The organism is Burkholderia arboris, from assembly GCF_038723655.1.
Lineage (GTDB): Bacteria > Pseudomonadota > Gammaproteobacteria > Burkholderiales > Burkholderiaceae > Burkholderia > Burkholderia arboris.
The window spans coordinates 820,481-840,457 of sequence record NZ_CP109822.1 but is presented as its reverse complement, the minus strand read 5'-3'; the positions used below and the strand labels follow the sequence as shown (position 1 = coordinate 840,457).

At 66.5% G+C, this 19,977-nt stretch carries 20 protein-coding genes; 11 read left to right on the top strand and 9 right to left on the bottom strand.

The window, feature by feature from the left end:
• Positions 1–4: 4 nt before the first annotated feature.
• The 3 genes from OHZ10_RS21065 to OHZ10_RS21055 form a co-directional block, all read right to left on the bottom strand.
• Positions 5–1,156, bottom strand: a complete 1,152-nt coding sequence (locus OHZ10_RS21065) for a branched-chain amino acid ABC transporter substrate-binding protein (protein ID WP_059237696.1) — start codon at positions 1,154–1,156, stop codon at positions 5–7.
• Positions 1,157–1,575: 419 nt separating this feature from the next.
• On the bottom strand, positions 1,576–1,767 hold the full coding sequence (locus tag OHZ10_RS21060; RefSeq protein WP_059237697.1) for a CsbD family protein: 192 nt from the start codon (positions 1,765–1,767) through the stop codon (positions 1,576–1,578).
• A 153-nt stretch (positions 1,768–1,920) separates the two neighbouring features.
• Positions 1,921–3,441 (bottom strand): PAS domain S-box protein, encoded by a 1,521-nt coding sequence (locus tag OHZ10_RS21055; protein ID WP_340625366.1) that lies wholly within the window; start codon positions 3,439–3,441, stop codon positions 1,921–1,923.
• Between the two features lie 370 nt (positions 3,442–3,811).
• Here OHZ10_RS21055 and OHZ10_RS21050 point away from each other — a divergent pair, with 370 nt between their 5' ends.
• The 3 genes from OHZ10_RS21050 (at position 3,812) to OHZ10_RS21040 (ending at position 4,648) form a co-directional block, all read left to right on the top strand.
• Positions 3,812–3,976 (top strand): hypothetical protein, encoded by a 165-nt coding sequence (locus OHZ10_RS21050; protein WP_174993373.1) that lies wholly within the window; start codon positions 3,812–3,814, stop codon positions 3,974–3,976.
• 57 nt (positions 3,977–4,033) lie between these two features.
• Positions 4,034–4,384, top strand: a complete 351-nt coding sequence (locus OHZ10_RS21045) for a BON domain-containing protein (protein ID WP_059237699.1) — start codon at positions 4,034–4,036, stop codon at positions 4,382–4,384.
• 66 nt (positions 4,385–4,450) lie between these two features.
• Positions 4,451–4,648, top strand: a complete 198-nt coding sequence (locus OHZ10_RS21040) for a CsbD family protein (RefSeq protein ID WP_048251752.1) — start codon at positions 4,451–4,453, stop codon at positions 4,646–4,648.
• Positions 4,649–4,991: 343 nt separating this feature from the next.
• On the opposite strand, the gene OHZ10_RS21035 is transcribed toward OHZ10_RS21040, so the two are convergent.
• Entirely contained in the window at positions 4,992–6,020 is a 1,029-nt protein-coding gene (locus OHZ10_RS21035) for a DUF1338 domain-containing protein (protein ID WP_059237700.1), read from the bottom strand.
• A gap of 225 nt (positions 6,021–6,245) precedes the next feature.
• Between OHZ10_RS21035 and OHZ10_RS21030 the strand changes: the two genes are divergently transcribed.
• The gene (locus tag OHZ10_RS21030; protein ID WP_059237701.1) at positions 6,246–7,193 is read left to right on the top strand and encodes a LysR family transcriptional regulator; all 948 of its coding nucleotides are present in this window, start codon (positions 6,246–6,248) and stop codon (positions 7,191–7,193) included.
• A gap of 19 nt (positions 7,194–7,212) precedes the next feature.
• Here the strand turns inward: OHZ10_RS21030 and OHZ10_RS21025 are convergent, their stop codons facing one another.
• Together OHZ10_RS21025 and OHZ10_RS21020 are read right to left on the bottom strand one after the other, a co-directional pair.
• Complete coding sequence (locus tag OHZ10_RS21025; protein ID WP_342705699.1) at positions 7,213–7,695, bottom strand: hypothetical protein; 483 nt, start codon at positions 7,693–7,695, stop codon at positions 7,213–7,215.
• A gap of 89 nt (positions 7,696–7,784) precedes the next feature.
• Positions 7,785–9,914 carry a TonB-dependent receptor gene (locus OHZ10_RS21020; protein ID WP_059237702.1) on the bottom strand — a complete coding sequence of 710 codons (2,130 nt, stop codon included), beginning with the start codon at positions 9,912–9,914 and terminating at the stop codon, positions 7,785–7,787.
• On the opposite strand from OHZ10_RS21020, the gene OHZ10_RS21015 reads away from it, so the two are divergent.
• Together OHZ10_RS21015 and OHZ10_RS21010 are read left to right on the top strand one after the other, a co-directional pair.
• Positions 9,904–10,065, top strand: coding sequence for a hypothetical protein (locus tag OHZ10_RS21015; RefSeq protein WP_155627227.1), 162 nt, complete (start codon positions 9,904–9,906; stop codon positions 10,063–10,065). The genes OHZ10_RS21020 and OHZ10_RS21015 overlap by 11 nt on opposite strands.
• Positions 10,066–10,846: 781 nt before the next feature.
• On the top strand, positions 10,847–12,475 hold the full coding sequence (locus tag OHZ10_RS21010) for an NADP-dependent glyceraldehyde-3-phosphate dehydrogenase (RefSeq protein WP_059237703.1): 1,629 nt from the start codon (positions 10,847–10,849) through the stop codon (positions 12,473–12,475).
• A 69-nt stretch (positions 12,476–12,544) separates the two neighbouring features.
• Here the strand turns inward: OHZ10_RS21010 and OHZ10_RS21005 are convergent, their stop codons facing one another.
• From OHZ10_RS21005 to OHZ10_RS20995, 3 genes are read right to left on the bottom strand one after another with little or no spacing between them, the layout of a single operon-like run.
• The gene (locus OHZ10_RS21005; RefSeq protein ID WP_174993370.1) at positions 12,545–13,123 is read right to left on the bottom strand and encodes a hypothetical protein; all 579 of its coding nucleotides are present in this window, start codon (positions 13,121–13,123) and stop codon (positions 12,545–12,547) included.
• Positions 13,120–13,599, bottom strand: coding sequence for a hypothetical protein (locus tag OHZ10_RS21000; RefSeq protein WP_342705697.1), 480 nt, complete (start codon positions 13,597–13,599; stop codon positions 13,120–13,122). Before OHZ10_RS21000 ends, OHZ10_RS21005 begins: the two co-directional genes overlap by 4 nt.
• Before the next feature lie 33 nt (positions 13,600–13,632).
• Positions 13,633–14,277: a LysE family translocator gene (locus OHZ10_RS20995; protein WP_342705696.1), complete on the bottom strand. Its 645-nt coding sequence runs from the start codon at positions 14,275–14,277 to the stop codon at positions 13,633–13,635.
• Positions 14,278–14,870: 593 nt separating this feature from the next.
• On the opposite strand from OHZ10_RS20995, the gene OHZ10_RS20990 reads away from it, so the two are divergent.
• From OHZ10_RS20990 to OHZ10_RS20970, 5 genes are all read left to right on the top strand, one after another.
• The gene (locus OHZ10_RS20990) at positions 14,871–15,194 is read left to right on the top strand and encodes a hypothetical protein (protein WP_059237706.1); all 324 of its coding nucleotides are present in this window, start codon (positions 14,871–14,873) and stop codon (positions 15,192–15,194) included.
• Positions 15,195–15,282: 88 nt separating this feature from the next.
• On the top strand, positions 15,283–15,519 hold the full coding sequence (locus OHZ10_RS20985) for a hypothetical protein (RefSeq protein WP_174993367.1): 237 nt from the start codon (positions 15,283–15,285) through the stop codon (positions 15,517–15,519).
• 84 nt (positions 15,520–15,603) lie between these two features.
• The gene (locus OHZ10_RS20980; protein ID WP_342705695.1) at positions 15,604–16,089 is read left to right on the top strand and encodes a hypothetical protein; all 486 of its coding nucleotides are present in this window, start codon (positions 15,604–15,606) and stop codon (positions 16,087–16,089) included.
• Between the two features lie 242 nt (positions 16,090–16,331).
• Positions 16,332–17,801, top strand: a complete 1,470-nt coding sequence (locus tag OHZ10_RS20975; RefSeq protein ID WP_342705694.1) for a PepSY domain-containing protein — start codon at positions 16,332–16,334, stop codon at positions 17,799–17,801.
• Positions 17,802–17,842: 41 nt separating this feature from the next.
• On the top strand, positions 17,843–19,960 hold the full coding sequence (locus OHZ10_RS20970) for a TonB-dependent receptor (protein WP_059237710.1): 2,118 nt from the start codon (positions 17,843–17,845) through the stop codon (positions 19,958–19,960).
• The last annotated feature ends 17 nt before the right edge of the window (positions 19,961–19,977 follow it).

The following is a 19,977-nucleotide window of genomic DNA, read 5'->3' as shown; positions in this document are numbered from 1 at the left end:
GCGTTCAGTCCGCCGATTTCGTCGTGACGGGCTGCCACGCGGCGTTCTTCACTTCATACAGCGTCGAGCTCGGGTTCTTCAGGTCGCCCGTGTTCGTGAACGCGATCGTGCCCGTGATGCCGTCGTAGCGCGTGCCCTTCAGCGCGCCGTTGAAATCGGCCGGCTTCGTCGAGTTCGCCTTCTGCATCGCGTTGATCGCGATCCACGTCGCGTCGTACGCGAACGGCGCATACGCGAGCATGTCGATGCCGTACTTCTGCTTGAATTTCGTTTCGAACTGCTTGCCCTTCGCGAGGCGCGACAGCGGCTGCCCGTATTCCCACACGGAAGCGCCTTCCGCCGCATTGCCGGCCAGCTTGATGAAGTTCGCGTTCATCACGCCGCCGCCTGCGAGGAACTGCGCGCGGATGCCGAGCTGGCGCATGCGCTTCACGAGCATCGCCGCCTGCGCGTCGAGGCCGCCGAAGAACACGAGATCGGCGTTGGTGCTCTTGATCTTCGTGAGCTGCGCGCTGAAATCGACGGCCTTGTCGTTCGTGAATTCGCGCGCGACGATCGTGCCGCCGTTCGCCTTCACGGCCTTCTCGAATTCGTCGGCTTCGCCCTGGCCGAACGCGGTGCGGTCGTCGATGATCGCGATGCGCTTCGCCTTCGTCACGCTCGCTGCGTACGCACCGGCGTTGCCCGCGTTCTGCGTGTCGGTGGCGATCACGCGGTACACGGTGCCGAGCCCGGCGCGCGTGATGTCGGGATTGGTCGCCGACGGCGTGATCATCGGAATCCCGGCCTTCGCGTAGATCTTCGACGCGGGCAGCGTCGTGCCGGAATTGAAGTGGCCGATCACGACGGCCACCTGCGCGTCGGCAAGCTGCTGCGCAGCCTGCACGCCGGTGCGCGGATCGCTCTGGTCGTCCTGCGACGCAACGACGAATTTCACCGGCTTGCCGCCGACCGTCGTGTGCGCGGCATTCGCCTCGTCGACCGCCATGCGCACGCCGTTCTCGATGTCCTTGCCGTACGCGGCGCCGCCGCCCGTCAGCGGGCCGGCCACGCCGACCTTCACAACCGTTTCCTGCGCGTGGGCCGCGCCCGTCTGGAACGCGAGGAGCGCGGCGGTCAATGCGGCGCCGGAAAGCGAACGAATGCGGAACGTCATGGCAATCCTTCTTCTGTGGGTCGGGGTGCAACGCGCGCTTGCCGCGCGTCGGCGACCTCTGGCGCGCCGGTGATGTCGTTGCCTGCCGGGGCGCCGTTCAATGCGCCCAACCGGCCGGCCGATCACCGCGGTTCCGTCTCCGAAGAACCTTTCGTCGCGAAAGAGGTGAATGGATTGTGGGTAGCCAATACCGGTGCAGCAAACGAAATATCGGAACTATGTTGTGAGGATTTATCATCAAGTTCCGCGTTCGCGGCCGACCCGCGGCCCGTGCAACGGTGGCCGCGGGTGGAATCGTTCAGTGGGAAACGGCGGCGGCACGCTTGGGTAAAGGCCGGCCGTGGTCATGCCGATGGCGCATCATCGTTGCGACGATGGCCCGGCCGGCCTGCGCGGCGCCCGCAACGCCGCATCATCGGTCAGTGCCGATCGGCGCCGGTATGCTTGCGCACCGCATCGGCCGCCTCGCCGGCCTTCTCCTGGAGCTTGCCGGCCTGCTGTTCGGCCAGGCCTTCCGCTTCCGTCTTGCGGTCGCCCGTCACCTTGCCGAGCGCTTCCTTGACCGAACCCTTGACCTGCTTGAGCTTGCCTTCGATGCGATTCCTGTCCATGGTCGTCTCCTGCGATGGTTGGAGAGAGCCGGCGATGTGACGGCCTGCGCCGCACCGCCGAGTGGACAGGATCGCAAGCGAGCACCGCGGGCGGCAGATGCGGATGCACCAACGGGCATGGTGCATTCGTACCGACGGCCGCGGCCTCCGGTATCAGTCCTTGCCCTTCGTGCCGCGCGCGCCGCCCGCTTCGGCCGCGCCGACGATTCCGCGCTCGCGCGCCCAGACGATCGCCTCGCCGCGGCTGTGCACGTCGAGCTTCGCGTAGATCGTCGCGACGTGATTGCGCACGGTGTTCGGCGCGAGCCCGAGGCGGCCGGCAATCTCCTTGTCGGCCAGACCGTGGCACAGCAGGTCGAACACGTCGCGCTCGCGCGCGGTCAGGTCCGACAGCTGCGCGCCCGCGTCCGGCGCATTCGCGCGCCGCACGTTCGCGAGCTTCTCGATCAGCGTGCGGCTGAACCACGATGCATCCTGCATCGCGGTCTCGATCGCATAGACGAGCTCCATCTCGGTACGCTTGCGGTCGCTGATGTCGAGCAGCGCGACCAGCAGGCAGTCGCGCCCGTGAATCGCGACCGGGTCGGCCGACACGACGCAATCGCGCACGTCGCCGTCGCGCGTGCGGATCTGCACGTCCGCGTTGCGCACGCTGCCGTCGCGCGCAAGCCGGCCTTCGATGCGCAGCCACGCGCCACGCTCGGCCCACAGCCCGATCTCGTCCGCCGACTTGCCGAGCAGGTCGTCCTGCGCGTGCCCCGTCATCGCCGCGAATGCGCCGTTCACGTCGAGCAGCTCGAAGCGGTCGGCCGTGACGATCGCGGTCGCGACCGGCGCCATCCGGAATGCGGTCGCGAAGCGTTCCTCGCTCTGCTTCAGCGCGCGCTCGGCCTGCTTGCGCGGCTCGAGATCCATGAACGTGAACAGCATGCACGCCTCGTCGTTCATGTCGATCGGCTGCCCGGCAACGACCACCGCCTTCGTGCTGCCGTCCGCGAGTTTCAGCACGGCTTCCATCTGCGGGATCGTCGCGCCCTCGCCAAGCCGCTCGATCGCGAGTTCGCGGCGCTCGGCCTGTTCGAGCACGTCGACTTCGTACACCGAGCGGCCGAGCACGTCGTCGCGCGCGTGGCCCGTCATGTCGAGAAAGCCCTGGTTGACCTTCACGTAGCGCAAATCGTCGAGCCGGCAGATCACGGCCGGCGCCGGGTTCGCGTTGAAGGTGCGCTCGAAGCGCTCCTCGGCGCTCGCCCATTCGGTCGCGTCGTGCAGCACGAGCGCGAGGCAATCGGGTTCGCCGGCCGCGTTCGTCAGCACGAGGCTGCGGATGCGGTGCACCCAGCTCAACGTCTCGTCGGCGGCCGATTCGACTTCGACCGTCACGTCGCTGAATTCCTCGCCGGCGATCACGCGATCCATCGGATAGTGGCCGTCGCGCACCGGATGGTTGTTCCGGTAGCGCAGCCGGAAGCGCTCGCGGTATGCGGTGACGTCCGCGCCGAGCGCCTTCAGTTCGGTCACGCCATGCATCGCGAGCGCGGCCTCGTTCGCCCAGACGATCCGCTGGTCGGGCTCGACCAGGATCACGCCCTCGGTGAGCCCCGCGATGATCTGGTGCAGCTGGCGCCGGTCGGTATGCGACTTGAGCACCTGTTCGTTTACCTGTTCGTTCATCGAATGGTTTTCCGCGTGGTCAACTTGGCCGCCGGCCCGGTCGTATCGTCGTCGACACGCGCCGGCCGGCGCGTGTGGCGATGATCGCTTGCCGCCCGGGCGCATGACAGGCGCGAATGCACTATCCGCCATAGTACATTCGCACGCCGCACGCCATCGTGCGGCATCCCGCCGATCCCGGACGCATCCGCCTGGCCCGCTTTCCACTTGCGCCACTCGACTGACGCATCCCCCTGCCCCTCCCGCCCCCCGTGCAAACGCACTAGCCGATCAGGTGAATTTGCGCGATGTCCGCTCGCGTTCGCATCGGTACGCTGGTACTGCATCGGCGCTCATGCGCTGCCTTCCCAACCGCAGAGGAGAAGCCCGAATGAAGCTGCACCAGACACCCGATCCGACGCGGCCCGAACCGCATCCGGACAGTCCGCCCGAACCGCCGCCCGGCACCGATCCGCCGGTGCCGCTGCCGCCCGACATGCCGCGCCCGGATATCCCGCCGCGCGAGCCCGGCTACGACACGCCGATCGTCCGGTGACGGCTGACGCCGTTCGCCTTTACCCATTCGACTCGCCAACCGACGGAGAACCCATCCATGAAGAAGACCCCGCATCTTTCGACGCTGCTCGCCGTCAGCGCGGCGTTCCTGCTCGGCGCCGCACCGCTCACGAACGCGGTTGCGCAGGACGCCTCGGCCGACAACGGCACGCAGGTCCATTCGAACCAGCCCGTCACCGACACGTGGATCACGACCAAGGTGAAGGGTGAGCTTGCGACCACCGAAGGCGTGAAGAGCACCGACGTCAGCGTGAAGACGGTCGACGGCGTGGTCACGCTCACGGGCGTGCTGCCGTCCAAGATCGCCGTGAAGAAGGCGATCGCCGTGTCGCGCGCCGTGAAGGGCGTGAAGCACGTCGACGCATCCGGCCTGAAGGCGAAGGCCTGACTTACCGCGCGGCGGTTGCCGCGCGCCTACTCCCGCAGTTTTCCCGTTACGACACAGGAGCACACGATGAACGAGGACAAGATCAAGGGCCAGTGGAAGCAGCTCACCGGCAAGCTGAAGGCCAAGTGGGGCAAGCTGACCGACGACGATCTCGCGGTCGCGGAAGGCAATCGCGACTATCTGGCCGGGAAGATCCAGGAACGTTACGGGATCGCCCGCGACGCGGCCGAGAAGCAGTTGAAGGAATTCGATCGCGAACTGTAACGCCTCCGGCTACTTCACCCGCCGCGGCGCCGATGGCGTCGCGGCCATCAGGATGACGACATGGGCAAATACCTGATCGCCTGGCTGCTCGGCGTGCCGTTCGGGCTGCTGGTGCTGTTCTATCTGATCACGCACGTCTTCTGACGGCGCGGCGCCCGGCACGCGCCCGCCGCCTTCGCGGCACCCTCATCCTCCCGGCGACGCAATCGACCGCGGCACGGCGCTCCGCCGCTGCCGCTCGAACGCACGCGCGCTCCGCGGCATCGCGGCCGTCAAACGCAAATCGGGCAGGACGCCTGCACGCCCTGCCCGACCGGTTCGTCACGGCTATGGCGGTGCTTCGTTACTTCGCCGCGTTCGCCGTCATCTTGAAGATGCCCTGCGCGTTGCCTGCGTCGAAGCGCAGGTCGGTCACCCAGCGGCGCGCACCCTGGTCGAACGTGCGCTTGCGCGTGATGAACTCGTAGAACGAACCCGGCACGTTGCGCTTCACCGTGCCGCCGTCGCGCGTACGGAACTCGCGCTCGACGGTATCCGCGCGATACGCGGTCTGGAACACGCGGCCCGAACGCGAACGCTCGACTTCCGGCTTCATCGGCCGCCCCTTTGCCTTCTCGTCGTCCGACAGCTTGAACACGTCGGCGACGCGGTCGGTCGCGTGGTTGAACGCGTTGCCTTCGGTCGAGATCCACGCCATTTCCGCCGATTCCATCAGCAGCGTTTCGTAGTCGAGCTCGTTCGGCAGGTCGTGCTGGCGCGCGAACGCACCGACGATCTCGGGCAGCAGCGCGTGCGCGGCTTCCAGCGACAGCCAGCCCTCACGCTCGACTTCCCACAGCAGCGCGACGGCCGCCGGCGACAGCGGATCGCGCGACGAACTGACGACGTTCGTCACGGCCTGCTGGAATTCCTTCGAGAAACGTTCCGGATGCAGCTCGCTGACGAAGAACTGCGCGATTTCGTCCGGTGCATCTTCATGCGCATACGCACGGCCCGTCATGCCGAGCTTGTCGAGCGGGTAACGGCCGTTCAGGCGGAAGCCGAGCGGACGCAGGATGCGCGTGAACGCGGCTTCGCCCGGCGGCAGCGCGCCCGTGTTCGGCCAGCGCACCGTGCGCAGCGCGCCGTGGTCGAAATAGACCGAGCCGCCGCTTTCGATCGCTTCGGCCGTGTACACGCGGCCGTTCGCCGAACGCTCGAGCAGCCCTTCGAACAGCGCCATGTTCATCGCCTGCGCGATTTCCGCGCGCGTCACGACGCCGTCTTCCCATTCTTCGAGGATGGCCGGCATGTTCAGGGTCGAGAACAGGGCGTCGGTCTTCGCCTGTCCCAGCAGCTTCGTCAGCAAGCTCTCGATATTCGGATTGCGCATCAGGATTCTCGTCTCGGGGGACCGCCGGCAAACGTGCCGGCAACTCGTTGGCCGGCCGCCCCACGGGCGCCTGACCTTGCGTGGGGAGCATTATTCAAAGGGTTGCAGTGGGGCGTAAAGCGAGATTAAATTGACACGTGATGAGTTTTTGGAATTATTAGCCGTTCCTCGCCTGCCTTCCGCCCCCACTCGGCGCGGGCCCGTTCGTCAGACAAATCGAGCATCATGCGTAAATTCAAGATTCCCAACATGGGCGCGCTCGTGGCTTTCGAAGCCGCCGCGCGCCACGAAAGCTTCACGCACGCGGCCAAGGAGCTGTTCCTGACCGAAAGCGCGGTATCGCGCCAGATCGCGACGCTCGAGGCGAGCCTCGGCGTACGGCTGTTCGCCCGCGTGAAGCAGCGCGTCGTGCTGACGCGCGCCGGCAAGCTGTACGGCACGCAGGTGCGGCGCGCGCTGGAAACGCTCGACCGCGACACGCTGTCGATCATCGCGCACGGCAGCGGCGGCGGCTACCTGGAACTCGCGGTGTTGCCGACCTTCGCGTCGCACTGGCTGATCCCGCGCATCAAGAGCTTCTACGACCGCACGCCCGACGTGCGCGTGAACATGGGCAGCCGCACCGACCTGTTTTCGTTCGAGGACACCCACTTCGAAGCCGCGATCCACTACGGCAAGCCGACCTGGCCCGGCACGTCGTCCGACTACCTGTTCGGCGAGGAAGTCGTGCCGATCTGCTCGCCCGCGCTGCTCGACGGGCCCGTCGAGCGCGTCGAGGATCTGCTCGCGTATCCGCTGCTGCACTCGACGACGCGTCCCGGCGCGTGGGCGCAATGGTTCGAGGCACATGGCATCGAGGACATCCGCACGATGCAGGGCGTGCGCTACGAGCTGCACACGATGCTGATCAGCGCGGCCGCGGCCGGGCTCGGCGTCGCGCTCGTGCCGAAGTTCTTCGTCGAGGAACAGTTGCAGCAGCTCGGCCTCGTCGTGCCGTGCGATGCGGCCACCGTCGGCGATTCGGCGTACTACCTCGTGTATCCGACGGAATTCAGCCACAGCAAGCCGCTGGAATCGTTTCGCGGCTGGCTGCTCGAGCAGGCGAGCGCGTATGCGGCGCCGGAGGGCGCGGCGGCGGATGACGGCCTGGAGGATGACGAGGACGTCGAGTAACGGCGCTGTCGCGCCAACGTCATGGGGCGGTGGCGTTGCATGCATGCCGCGCCGGCGGGCCAGCCGTGACGACCTTCACCAGCCGCGCACTATCGGGCGTTTCCAGCCCCGGGCACGCCGTATCCAGATCGCAGATCACGACCGTCGCGCGCCCGTCGAGCCGGCACACGCCGCGCGGCTGCGCGGCGGGCAGCCGCAGTCCGCGTCGCGCATCCTCCTGGTTCGTGAAAACGATCACGCCCGCGCGTTGCGAGCGGTCGGGCAAGCGCTTCGCCGACGCAGCGTCTTCTTCGAACCACACGTCCGGCCCGATCGTATCGTCGTCGAAATCGACCGCGAAGCGGCCCGACAGCGTGATCGCCCGGTCGACATGCACCGCATGGCATTCCGGCTCGGCATCCGCCGGGATCGGCTGCTCGCCGGCCACGACCGAGCCGCACGCCAGCAACAATACGATACCCGGCACGCGGGCGCGGCCGGTCATGCTCAACACATCAATCATTTGGCGGATCATGGGCAACACGGTGCGGGTCATCGTGACGACGACCCGCATTGTCGCGCACGGCGCGTGCGTGACGGGCGTGACGGGCGTTACATATGCCACTTCACCGTGGCAGTCAGCGTACGCGGATCGCCGGGCATGTTGTACAGGTCCGCATTGCCGTGCGCGGCGATGAAGTAGCGGCGATCGAACAGGTTGTCGAGCGTGAGCGTCACGTCGACCTTCTTGCTGCGATAGCCGGCCCCCAGGTTGAACACGGTGAACGACGGCAGCGTGACGAGATCGCTCGCCGACGTATAGCGCGCCGACTGGAACTGCATGCCGGCCGCAGCATAAAAACCGTACGGCAGCTCGCGCTTGAGCCACAGGTTCGCGCTGTGGCGCGGCATCAGCCCCGGCGTGTTGCTCGACACCGCGAGGCCAGCCGCCGTCGATTGCGCGGAACCGTCAACCGTGCCGTTCATATACGCGTAACCCGCATACACCGACCACCTGGGCGCGATCTCGCCGGTGAAGCCGAGCTCCATCCCGCGCACGTGCTGCGTGCCGATCGGCAGCGCATAGCCGGGATTCGCCGGATCGCCGATCTGCTGGTTGGTCTGGCGCATGTCGAACAGCGCAACGCTGGCCGTCGCCTTGCCGCCGAGGTCGAAGCGCGAGCCGACTTCATACGCGGTGGTTTTCTGCGGCGCGAGCGCGGCGCCGTTCGAGAACGCGCCGGAACTGATCAGCGTGTCGGCGAGCGGCGAGAACGACTGGCTGAACGAACCGTACAGCGTCAGCCAGTCGAGCGGTTCGTAGATCAGGCCGACGCGCGGGCTCCACGCATGATCGGTGCGGTCGAGGTTGACGTTCGACGACGTGTAGTCGTGGCGGATCTGGTTCAGGTAGTCGAAGCGCAAACCGGCGAGCACCTTCCAGTGTTCGGTCAGCGAAATCAGGTCCTGTGCGTAGACGCCTGCGAGCCCGACCACCGTCGATGCGTTCGTCTTCGCCCGCGCGCCGGTCGGCACGCCGGGCAGGATCACCGGCTGCGGATTGAAGAGATCGTAGGTCGCGACCTTCGTCACGCTGTAGATCGTGTCGAACTTCTGCTGCTGCGACAGTTCGAGCCCGTACAGCAGCTCGTGGCGCATGCCGAACAACGACGTCTTCTGCGTCAGTTCGAACAGGCCGTCGATGCCGTGATCGGTGCGCTGGCGCGTCGACTGGTCGAGCGTGACAACCGGGTGCGCGGCGGTCTTGATCGGCTCGTACGTCACGTAGTTCTTGCGCTCGAGCGAGAAGTCGTACGCGCGGATCGCGCCGTGGAACGACAGCGAATCGTTGAAGCGGTGATCGAGCGACACCGTCGCGCTCTTCGCGGAAATGTCGTTGTACGAGCTGTTCGCCGCATCGGCCGAGCCGTAATACGTGTTGATCGGCACGTCGACCGGCCGGCCGAGATACGCGGGCAGGCCCTGGTCGGACGTGCGGCGGTCGTGCAGGTAGTCGAATTCGACGTTCAGCACCGTGTCGCTGTCGAGCTTGAACTGCGCGGACGGCGCGATCGCCTGGCGGTTGAGCTGGAACTGGTCGCGGAAGCTGTTCGAGTTCTCGGCCGCGCCGGTGACGCGAAAACGCGCCGCATCGTTCGCGTTCCAGCCGAGGTCGAATTCGCCGCGCCGCTCGCCGCGCGTGCCGAGCGTCACGCCCACGTCGTTCACCGGGGCCGCCAGCGGCCGCTTCAGCACGCGGTTCACGATGCCGCCCGCCGAACCGCGCCCGTACAGGACGGCCGCCGGCCCCTTCAGCACCTCGACGCGATCGACGTTCGACAGGTCGCGGTAGTACAGCGCATCGTCGCGAATGCCGTCGACGTACTGGTCCGTGATGCTGTTGAAACCGCGGATCGTGATCTGGTCGCGCTGGCCGTCGCCGACCGAGAAGCCGACGCCCGGCACGTTGCGCAGCGCGTCCTGCATCGACGTCGCGTTCTGGTCCTCGATCACCGCGTGCGGGACGACGTTCACCGTCTGCGGCACGTCCATCAGCGACATGTCGGTCTTGGTCGCTGCACGCGAGTGTCCGCCGTCGTACGACGCATGCTCGGCGGCCGCGTTGACGGAAATCGCGGGCAAGGTCGCGGCGGCTTCGCTCGCCTGTGCAAACGAAGTGCGTGCGCCAGCCAGCGACGTGGCGATCAGAAGCGCATGGCAGGCGCTCTTGTTGAGTTTCATCGTGAACGTAGAGGTGGTGAAGAAATGCGGCGAACGGAAGCACACCCGGCCAATGCGCGAATCACGCGACGAACCGGCGGGTGAAGCCCTTTCCGTGAAGGAGATGACGCGCGCGGAGGATCGCCCGTTGCGCATGCCGGCCGGCGAATGACCGGCACGGATGGATGCCGGCCGGCACGCCCGGCATGAACCAGCCGTGACATCCCGTCATGGCTCGTAATCGGGCGAAATAATAAACGAGAATGATTCGTATTTTTAGTTAATTTTTAACGTGTCGCCTGTCCGCAACGTGCGCGCACATGGCGATCTGCATTCCTGACGAATGCCTTTCCGTTCGACGGGATGAATGCGCCCGGAACGTAATGGAAATGAAAGAACAGGGTCGACCGGATCGCGTAGCGGCGATCACATCGAATACGGGAGCCGGGAAACGGAAGGGACGAGATTGGAGAGGATCACGAAGGATCGGGGCGGGCAGGCGGAACGGATTCAAAGGTCCGGTGCGCGCCGGACCGGGCAACCCCGACCCGGCGCTCCGGGCAGCCGACCTCGCATCGGCAACGCGGCGGACCTACTTCTATTCTTCACTACGTCTGCTCTCAGGCTCACTTCATTTTTTTCTTCGCCGCGCTGCGCCATTATCCGCCCAATCCGGCCAAAGTGAAACGTTTGCGGTTGCACCAGGCACGTTATACCGGCCATTCGTCAACAGTCTTTCCAAATACTTACGGTTCGTGCGATGCCATTCAGCCATCCTTGCATTCGAGACGGCGTTCCTTTTTAATGGAACTGGTTCCATTCGTTGAATCGGCCAGGGTTCCGCGTGACGCGCAGTCGCGTGCGCGTCATGATGCCGATTCAGGATCGAGGATCATTCAGCTCAGGATTCGCATCGCCCGTCCCTTCCGGACACCCCGTCAAACGAGACCGTCATGCCCGATTCCGCCTCCTTGCAGCAGCTGTTTCCCGCCTATCAGGACATCCCCGCCGAATTCCGGCTCACCGCCCCGATCCACCAGCGCGTGTCGCTCGTCGACGGCGCGTTGCGACCGTGGGACGGCGCGACCAAGACCGTCCTGTCGCCCGTGTGCGTGCGACAGGCGGACGGCAGCGTCGAGCAGGTCGAGATCGGCAGCTACCCGGTGATGGGCGAAACGGAAAGCGACGCGGCGCTCGACGCCGCGGTGCGCGCATACGATGCCGGCCGTGGCGAGTGGCCGACGATGAAGGTCGAGCAACGCATCGCGTGCATGCAGGACTTCATCAAGCGGATGGTCGCGCAACGCGAACTCGTCGTGAACCTGATCATGTGGGAAATCGGCAAGAGCCTCGCCGATTCGCAGAAGGAATTCGATCGCACCGTCACGTACATGACGCAGACGATCGACGCGCTGAAGGAACTGGACAACGCGAACTCGCGCTTCGTGATCGCCGAAGGCACGATCGGCCAGATCCGCCGCACGCCGCTCGGCGTCGTGCTGTGCATGGGCCCGTACAACTATCCGCTGAACGAGACGTTCGCAACGCTGATCCCCGCGCTGCTGATGGGCAACACCGTGGTGTTCAAGCCGCCCCAGTACGGCACGCTGCTGTTCGAGCCGCTGCTCGAAGCGTTCCGCGACGCGTTCCCGAAGGGCGTGATCAACACGATCTACGCGCCAGGCGCGGTGGTCGTGCCGCACATGCTCGCGTCGGGCAAGATCAACGTGCTCGCGTTGATCGGGTCGAGCAAGGTGGCCGATCACCTGAAGAAGCAGCACCCGAAGTCGCACCGCCTGCGCGCGATCCTCGGCCTCGACGCGAAGAACGCGGCGATCGTGCTGCCCGACGCCGATCTCGACCTGACCGTGAAGGAGTGCCTGCTCGGCGCGCTGTCGTTCAACGGCCAGCGCTGCACCGCGCTGAAGATGCTGCTCGTGCATCGCTCGATCGTCGACGAATTCCTGAAGCGCTTTACCGCTGCGCTCGAACAGCTGAAGATCGGCATGCCGTGGGAGAAAGGCGTCAGCATCACGCCGCTTCCGGGCATGCATCGCACGGCGTACATGACGGACGCGATCGACGATGCAAAGGCCAAGGGCGCGCAGGTCGTCAATCACTCGGGCGGCGAGTTCAGCAAGACGCTGTTCTACCCGGCCGTCGTGTATCCGGTATCCGAAGGGATGAAGCTGTACCGCGAGGAACAATTCGGGCCGATCATTCCGGTCGCGCCGTTCGATGACGTCGAGACCGCGCTCGACTACGTGACGACGTCGGATCACGGCCAGCAGGTCAGCATCTTCGGTTCCGATCCGGCGCAGATCGGCGCGCTCGTCGATCCGCTCGTGAACCAGGTGTGCCGCGTGAACCTCAACTGCCAGTGCCAGCGCGGGCCCGACGTGTTCCCGTTCGCGGGGCGCAAGGATTCGGCCGAAGGCACACTGTCGGTGAGCGACGCGCTGCGCGCGTTCTCGATCCGCTCGATGGTCGCCGCGAAGCAGACCGACGGCAGCAAGCAGCTGCTCGATTCGATCGTGTCGGATCACCACTCGAAGTTCATCAACACGGGCTTCATTTTCTGACGCACGCGGCGGGTGTCGCAGCGCCCGCCCGATCGCCAGGCCCTCGGCGAAGCCGCGGCGGTTGCCCGCCTACCGTGCGAGCGCCGCCAGTACATTCCGGCGGTAGCTCGGGTCCTTTTCAAGAATCTCGAGCACGCCGCGCGTTGCGTCGACGTTCGTGTACAGCTCGGCGTTGCTCGATTCGGCGCCATTCGCGAAGAGAAACACCTTCGCCTGCACCGGCGACGTACGAACGCGACGAAGATCCCCGCTCAGCACGATCATGTCGCCGGACACGCGCGCCGCAAAATGCGGCGACGACAGTGGCTGTCCGTAGCGTGTTGCCATCGCGTCCAGCAACGCGTCACTCTCGCCGCCGATCGACTGGTAGGCAATTCCCCGGCCGGTGCCGGCACGCACGCCGAACACGACCTTGAGACCGACCGTCCGGCCCTGGTAGACGCCTCGCGCCACGACCGAACATTGATTCAGGTCGTCGCAGTCGATCGATTCGACCGCGAGGCGAATGTCGGCGAGATCCCGCAGCACGGGGGCCTGCGCGGTGGATATGTCAGGCAACGCCGGCTCGCGAGCGGCACAGCCGAACGCCAGACAAACAGACAGCCCCGCGCCCAGCAGGCCCGGCACGATGGCGCGAAATCGACTCACGTCATGTTCCCGTGTTCAATTGCGCCGAGCGGCTCGGCCACGCGATTGACGCGCTCGAACACGTCAACGACGTCGTCGCCGTCGAATGAAAACACGGCAAACTCGTATGCCAGAAATCGCGCCAGAACGGCTTCCGGCAGTTCGTCGTATCGCATCCCTGCCACGACTTCGCCGTCGATCGGGTCGCACGAGCCTGATAGCGGCAACGTGCCATCTCCGAATTGCCAGATCGTCCTGAGACGCCGCATCCCGTCAACCACCCCGAAACGCGCAAACCCGTCGTCTCCCGATGTGCGCATCCACACTTGCGTGTCGACCCACCGGTCGCGGAGGATCGCATCGATATATTCCTGCTGCTGTTCCAGCGTCCAGTTGGCATTCCGCGACCGATCGCCTGGAAACGCATGGATTCGACTACGCAGGCTCGTCGGCGCCAGCACCATGGCGATACGCCAGATTTCGAGGTTGCGGCCCATCTTCCCCCCATCGGAAATCGCTTGTGAATCGACCTATCGTACGCCCTGGACGTTGGTCACCAGCAACCTGATCCCCGCCACGCCGAACACGACGGCCAGACACGCCTCCATCGCGCGGCGGCCGCGCACGTACAACCGGCGCGCACCGTCCATCGAGAACACGAGCGCATAGCCGCCGAACACCACGCAGCCGATCGCGAGGCAGCCCGGCACGACGGTGCCGTGCGACGCGCCCGCACCGTTCGACGACAGCGCGACGATCGACACCCATACGAGGATCGCCTTCGGATTGGTCAAATGCAGCATCGCGCCGCGCACGTAGAAGCGCGACAGCCGCGGCTCGCTCGCCGCGTTCGCCGATGCCGCCGCCGGCCCCGACAGCGCCGTGCGCCCCGACTTGAACGCGAGCCACAACAGGTACAGCCCGCCGAAGACCTTGATCGCGACCAGCAGCTTCGACCACGCGAGCAGCGCGGCCGACACGCCAAGCGCGGCCACCGTCGCCCAGAACATCGACCCGGAGATCACACCGAGCGCGAACGCGAGCGCCGCTTTGCGGCCCTGGTTCGCGGCGACCGACATGATTGCCAGATTGCTCGGCCCCGGGCTGGCCGTGCCGATGAAATACGCCGTGTACGCCAGCAGCAGGTTGGCCGAGAAGAAGGTGGGAACGCTCATGTCGAACCTCGCAGGGATGATCCGGAGATTGTTGGCAAACGCACGCCGTCTGCCCATGAACAGTTGGCCAGCAATTCGCTGGGCCAGTTCAGCGGCCGTGCAACCAGGTTGCCCCGCGCAAGCGTGTCTCTGTTTTGAAACAACCGGCGCATTCGCCGCCGGTTCCCGCGATGCAACGGCAGTCGTCCCGTGCCGCCGCCTTCCGCCGCCGAACGTACGGCAGACGTGGCCAGACCGCGCTGCACGCGTCGTTCCGGCCGTTCGTCGGCAGAAACGCACGACGCGTCCGATGCCGGCGTTACGTTACATCCGTGAAGCATTTCGCCTCGTCGGGCCGCGTCGGGCACCCGACGCCCCGGTCCTCCCGTCCGTAGACACCTTTCTCGACCGACTGCGCAATCCAGTCCCGGCGGGACTCGCCGACCCGCGCCGTATCACTGCTCAACATTACTCAACAATCGTCTGACGACGCTGGTACGGAATCTGCATTCCATTCGGGTAAAAGCCGCGCCGGTCATCGCGCGGACAGGAATCCCCCCTCGGGCGCGTCCAAGAATCCGCCCGAACGATCCGCACATGCAACGAGGCCCTTCATGAATGCGCTGCCCAACTCGTCCGATCCGTCGTTCCAGCTCTTTCTCGCGAAGGTGCTCGAACAGCCGCTGCCCGACTGGACCGAAAAACAGCAGATGGAACTCGAGATGGCCCGCACGCTGTCGACGCAAATGGTCAATCTCGCCGAAGACATGCGCGGCCACACGCCCGATCTCGCACGCTGCCTCGTGCTGCTCCGCTACGCGAAGGTGCTCGACTTCATGCTGACGTCGCTCGCCGCGCACCGCGACATTCATCCGCAGACGCTGCGCACGCTGTTCCGGCTCGCGAACCTGAAGGTCGACGATGCGTATCCGGTCTGAGCCGGCACGACGCATCGTCTGCGGCGAACGGCACGTGCGGCAAACCCGCTCATTCCCGATGTGCGCGGATGCCCGGTAATCTCGCCGCATGAGCATCGCGAACCGGACATCGCGACTGGCCGGCGAACTCTGCGTCTTCGCGAAGCGGTACGGGCGCAAGGCACAGAAACATCTCGACCCGAACGATCGCCGCTACGATCACGACGTCGAACGCACGATGCGGCGACTGTCGCCGGCCGATCTCTCCGGTCTGCTGGCCGGCGACGAAGCCGAAGGCGAACACGACATCGCGCCCGGTTCCGCCGATACGCCCCGCCGGCCCTGAACGTGGCCGGCTTCGGCCGGGCCTGACCGCCCACCCGTGCTGCCCGACGGCCCCTCCCCGCAAACGGAGGTACAATCGCGCGCCATGAACGCACTTCGCCGCTTCCTGCTCCGGCCAGGCGTCGCGCGACAACTGCTGTGGGGATTCCTCCTCGTGACGCTGCTGTCCCGCGCGCTGATGTCGGGCGCCGTGATGCTCGATCCGGATGGTCCGGAGGCGGGCTCGGTGGTGCTGTGTTCGGGCCGCGGCCCGCTGATCGTCACCGGCGCCGCACTGGCCGCCCGCTTCGATGCGAGCGCGCCGATCACGCCGGCCAACGACGCGTTGGCGCTCGTCGATGCGCTCAAGCATGATGCGCACGCCGACAAGACCGCGTCCTCCGGAAACGGCGAGAGCCTCTGCGCCTTCGGTGCAGCGCTATTCACCGCACTCGCGTCGTTCGTGCTGCTGGTGCTGCTGTTTCCCGCCGCGGCGCCGCGACGGTTCCGCATTCATTTCGACAGTATCCCTTTCGTGCGATCGATATTCGACGATCGCCCGCCCTCCCGCGCACCTCCTCTGTTCTGCTGAACGTTCCGCCTTGCGGCGCGTGCACGTCAATGTGCATGCGCCTTCACGCCGTTCGTTTCACACGACCTGATTCACGCGTTCATCCGCATGCCCGCATCGCGCGGGCGGCGCCGCGTTGCGCATCGCTTGCGCATGACGCCGCGCCGCCCGTTGCGCCCCTGCACGCATGCGGGTGCGACGCACGTTGACGGCAGCGGGCCCGCGCCGGCCCCGCCGCTCGACGCTCACGAGGAGCTGACACCATGTCGACGACCGTCGATCGGGCAATCTCGCCCACCCGTTCCGCAAGCGCCGGTTACCGGACGCTCTGGCGCTGGCACTTCTATGCCGGCCTGTTCGTGATGCCGTTCCTCGTGATCCTCGCGATCACGGGCACGCTCTATTGCTTCCAGCCGCAGATCGAGCCGCTGCTCTATCCGCACCGGCTGATCGTCGAACCGCGCGCGACGCCGCGGCTCGACGCCGACACGCTGCTCGCACGCGCACGCACCGCGATGCCGGCCGGTGCAACGCCGGTGTCCGTGCAAGTGTCCACCGCGCCGGACCGCAGCGCCGAGTATGGTTTCCGGCTGCGCGACGGCAGCCGCGAGAGCGTGTACGTGAACCCGTACGACGGCGGCGTGCTCGGCACGCTGAGCGTCGACAACCGTTTCATGCAGGTCGACCGGATGCTGCATCGCAAGCTGCTGCTCGGCAAGACGGGCGAGCTGCTGATGGAGCTTGCCGCCTGCTGGACCTTCGTCATGATCGGCACCGGCATCGCGCTGTGGTGGCCGCGCGGCGCCGAGCGCGTCGGGCGCGCACTGCGGCCCGACCTGTCGCTGCGCGGCCGGCCGCTGTGGAAAAGCCTCCACGCGACAGCCGGTATCTGGCTCGCGGCCGGCACGGTCGCGTTCATCCTGACGGGGCTGCCGTGGTCGGGCTCGTGGGGCAAGAACTTCAAGGCGCTCGCCGCGACCGTGAACCTCGGCGCGCCGGAAGGCGCATGGGGCGGCTCATCGGTGCGCTCGACGCGACCGGGCGCCGCCACGACGCCCGGGCAGGCGCCGGCGCACGCCGCCGCACCGTCCGGCCATCACCACGATTCGAGCGATTCGATGCCGGGGATGGTGATGGACGACCTGCCATTGCCGCAAACGCCGTGGGCGGTCGGCAACGTGCCCGTTCCGCAATCGCCGTCGGCGCCGACCCCCGCACCGTTGCCGCTGGCCCGCGCGATCGCGACCGTCGCCGGCCTGGGCGTGACGAGCGGCTACACGCTCGCGCTGCCGTCCGGCGCGGACGGCGTGTTCACCGCGTCGTACTTCCCGGCCGACCCGAAAGCGGAACGCACGATCTACGTCGACCAGTACAGCGGCGCGGTATTGAAAGACATCCGCTACGACGACTACGGCGCGGTATCGCAGGCCGTGTCGTACGGCACGTCGCTGCATATGGGCCGCTACTTCGGGCTCGCGAACCAGATCATTTGCGCAGTGTTGTCGCTCGGACTGGCCGCGATGGCCGTCACGGGCACCGTGATGTGGTGGAAGCGCCGCCCGGCCGGAAAGCTGGGCGCACCGTCGCGCGAACGCGGCACGCCGCCGATGCGCGGCTGGATCGCCGGGCTCGTGCTGCTCGGCATCGTCTTCCCGCTGATGGGAATCACGATCGTCGCGGTCTGGTTGCTCGACCGGCTGCTGTTCGGCCGCGCGACGCGCGCGGCAGCGTAATCGACGCAAGCGCTTCCACCCATTCGAAGGAAACCGAAACAATGAAGTTCAGATTGATGCTGCCCGCCGCCGTGCTCGCGGCCTTTTCTCCGGCCGGGCAGGCACAGGAAAGCGGCGTCGACCGCACCGGCGCCACGCTCGCCCCGATCCGCGTCGACGCGCAGAAGGCACCCGCGCTCACGCAGCCGCTCGACACCGGCAGCCATCTCGGGCTGTCGTCGCTCGAAACGCCCGCGAGCGTCGAGCAGATCAACCGCGCGACGCTCGATACGCGCGGCGACAGTTCGATCATCGACGCGGTGAGCCGCGCCGCCGGCATCAGTGCGTCGCCGCATCCCGGCAACGGCAATTCGGAGCTGAGTGCGCGCGGCTTCGTCGGCGCATCGTCGGTCACGCAGCTCTACGACGGCGTACGCCCGTACGGCGCGATCGGCGTCACGTTCCCGTTCGACACGTGGTCGGTCGACCATATCGACGTGCTGCGCGGCCCCGCTTCGGTGATCTACGGCGAAGGCGCGATCGGCGGCGTGGTCAACATCGTGCCGAAGAAGCCGACGCGCACGCCGATCCGCAACGAGCTGCAGGTCGGCGGCGGCACCGAGGGCACGGCGCGGGCGGCGTTCGGCAGCGGCGGCGCGCTCAACGACAAGCTGTCGTACCGCTTCGACATCAGCGGCAACCGCTCGTCGAACTGGGTCGACCGCGGCGACTCGCGCAACCTGTCGATCTCCGGCGCGCTGCGCTACGACGTGACGCCGGACCTGACCGTCACGGCGTCGTACGCGCAGGGCTTCATGCACCCAATGCAGTATTTCGGCGTGCCGCTCGTGAACGGCGCGCGCGATCGGGCACTCGACAAGAAGAACTACAACGTCGGCGACAGCGACATCGCGTTTCGCGACAGCTGGGCCACCGTATCGGCGAACTGGCAGCCGAGCGACAGCCTGAACGTGACGACCACGCTGTACCGGATGAAGAGCAACCGTCACTGGAAGGATGCCGAGTACTACACGTACCTGCCGTCGAGCGCGCAGGTCCGGCGCAGCAGCTACACGGAAATCTTCCACGACCAGGAACAGTACGGCAACGTGACGACGGCCACGGTCAGCAGCGCGTTGCTCGGCATGCGCAACACGTTCTCGACCGGCTTCGAGTTCAACCACACGACGTTCCAGCACGACAACAACTCGCCGTACTCGGGCACGTCGACGGTCGATCCGTTCAATTTCGACCCGGGCAGTTTCATCAACACGGCCGGCACCGTTCCGAAGTACCGCAGCCAGTCGAACCAGTACGCGCTGTTCGCGGAGAACCGGCTCGAGATCACGCCGCGCTGGTCGGTGATCGGCGGGTTGCGCTACGACCACGCGAGCGTGAACCGCGACGATCTCGTGAACGGCGGCGCGTTCACGAAGGTGTTCGCGAACACCGGCTGGCGCATCGGCACCGTGTACGACGTGCGGCCCGGTCTCGCCGTGTATGGCCAGTACTCGGTATCGGCCGATCCGGTCAGCTCGCTGCTGTCGCTGAATGCGTCGAAGGCGAACTTCACGCTCGCGACCGGCAAGCAAATCGAGATCGGCGTGAAGCAGTCGTTCCTCGACGGCAAGGCGGAATGGACGCTCGCCGCGTACCGGATCGTCAAGAGCAACCTGCTGACGGCCGACCCGGTGAACCCGAACCAGTCGATCCAGGTCGGCCAGCAATCGTCGCGCGGGCTCGAGGCGACGGTCGGTGCGGAGATCGCGAAGGACTGGCGCGTCGACGCGAACGTGTCGATCCTGCGCGCGAAGTACGACGACTTCCAGCAGTCGTCCGGCGGCACGACGGTGTCGCGCGCGGGCAACGTGCCGGTGTCGGTGCCGCAGCGGCTCGCGAACCTGTGGGTGAGCTGGCGCTTCGCGCCGGACTGGACGGGCATCGCGGGCGTCAAGTACGTCGGCAAGCGCTTCGCCGACACCGCGAACCAGCTCGTGATGCCGTCGTACACGACCGTCGACCTCGGCCTCGCGTGGAAGCCGCGCAAGGACACGACGATCACCGCACGCGCGTACAACGTGTTCAACCGCCGCTACGTGCAATCCGCGTACTACAACGAGACGCAGTACCTGCTCGGCAACGACCGGCGGTTCGAAGTGCTGGCGAACTACCGGTTCTGACGGCGCATGCCGCCGCA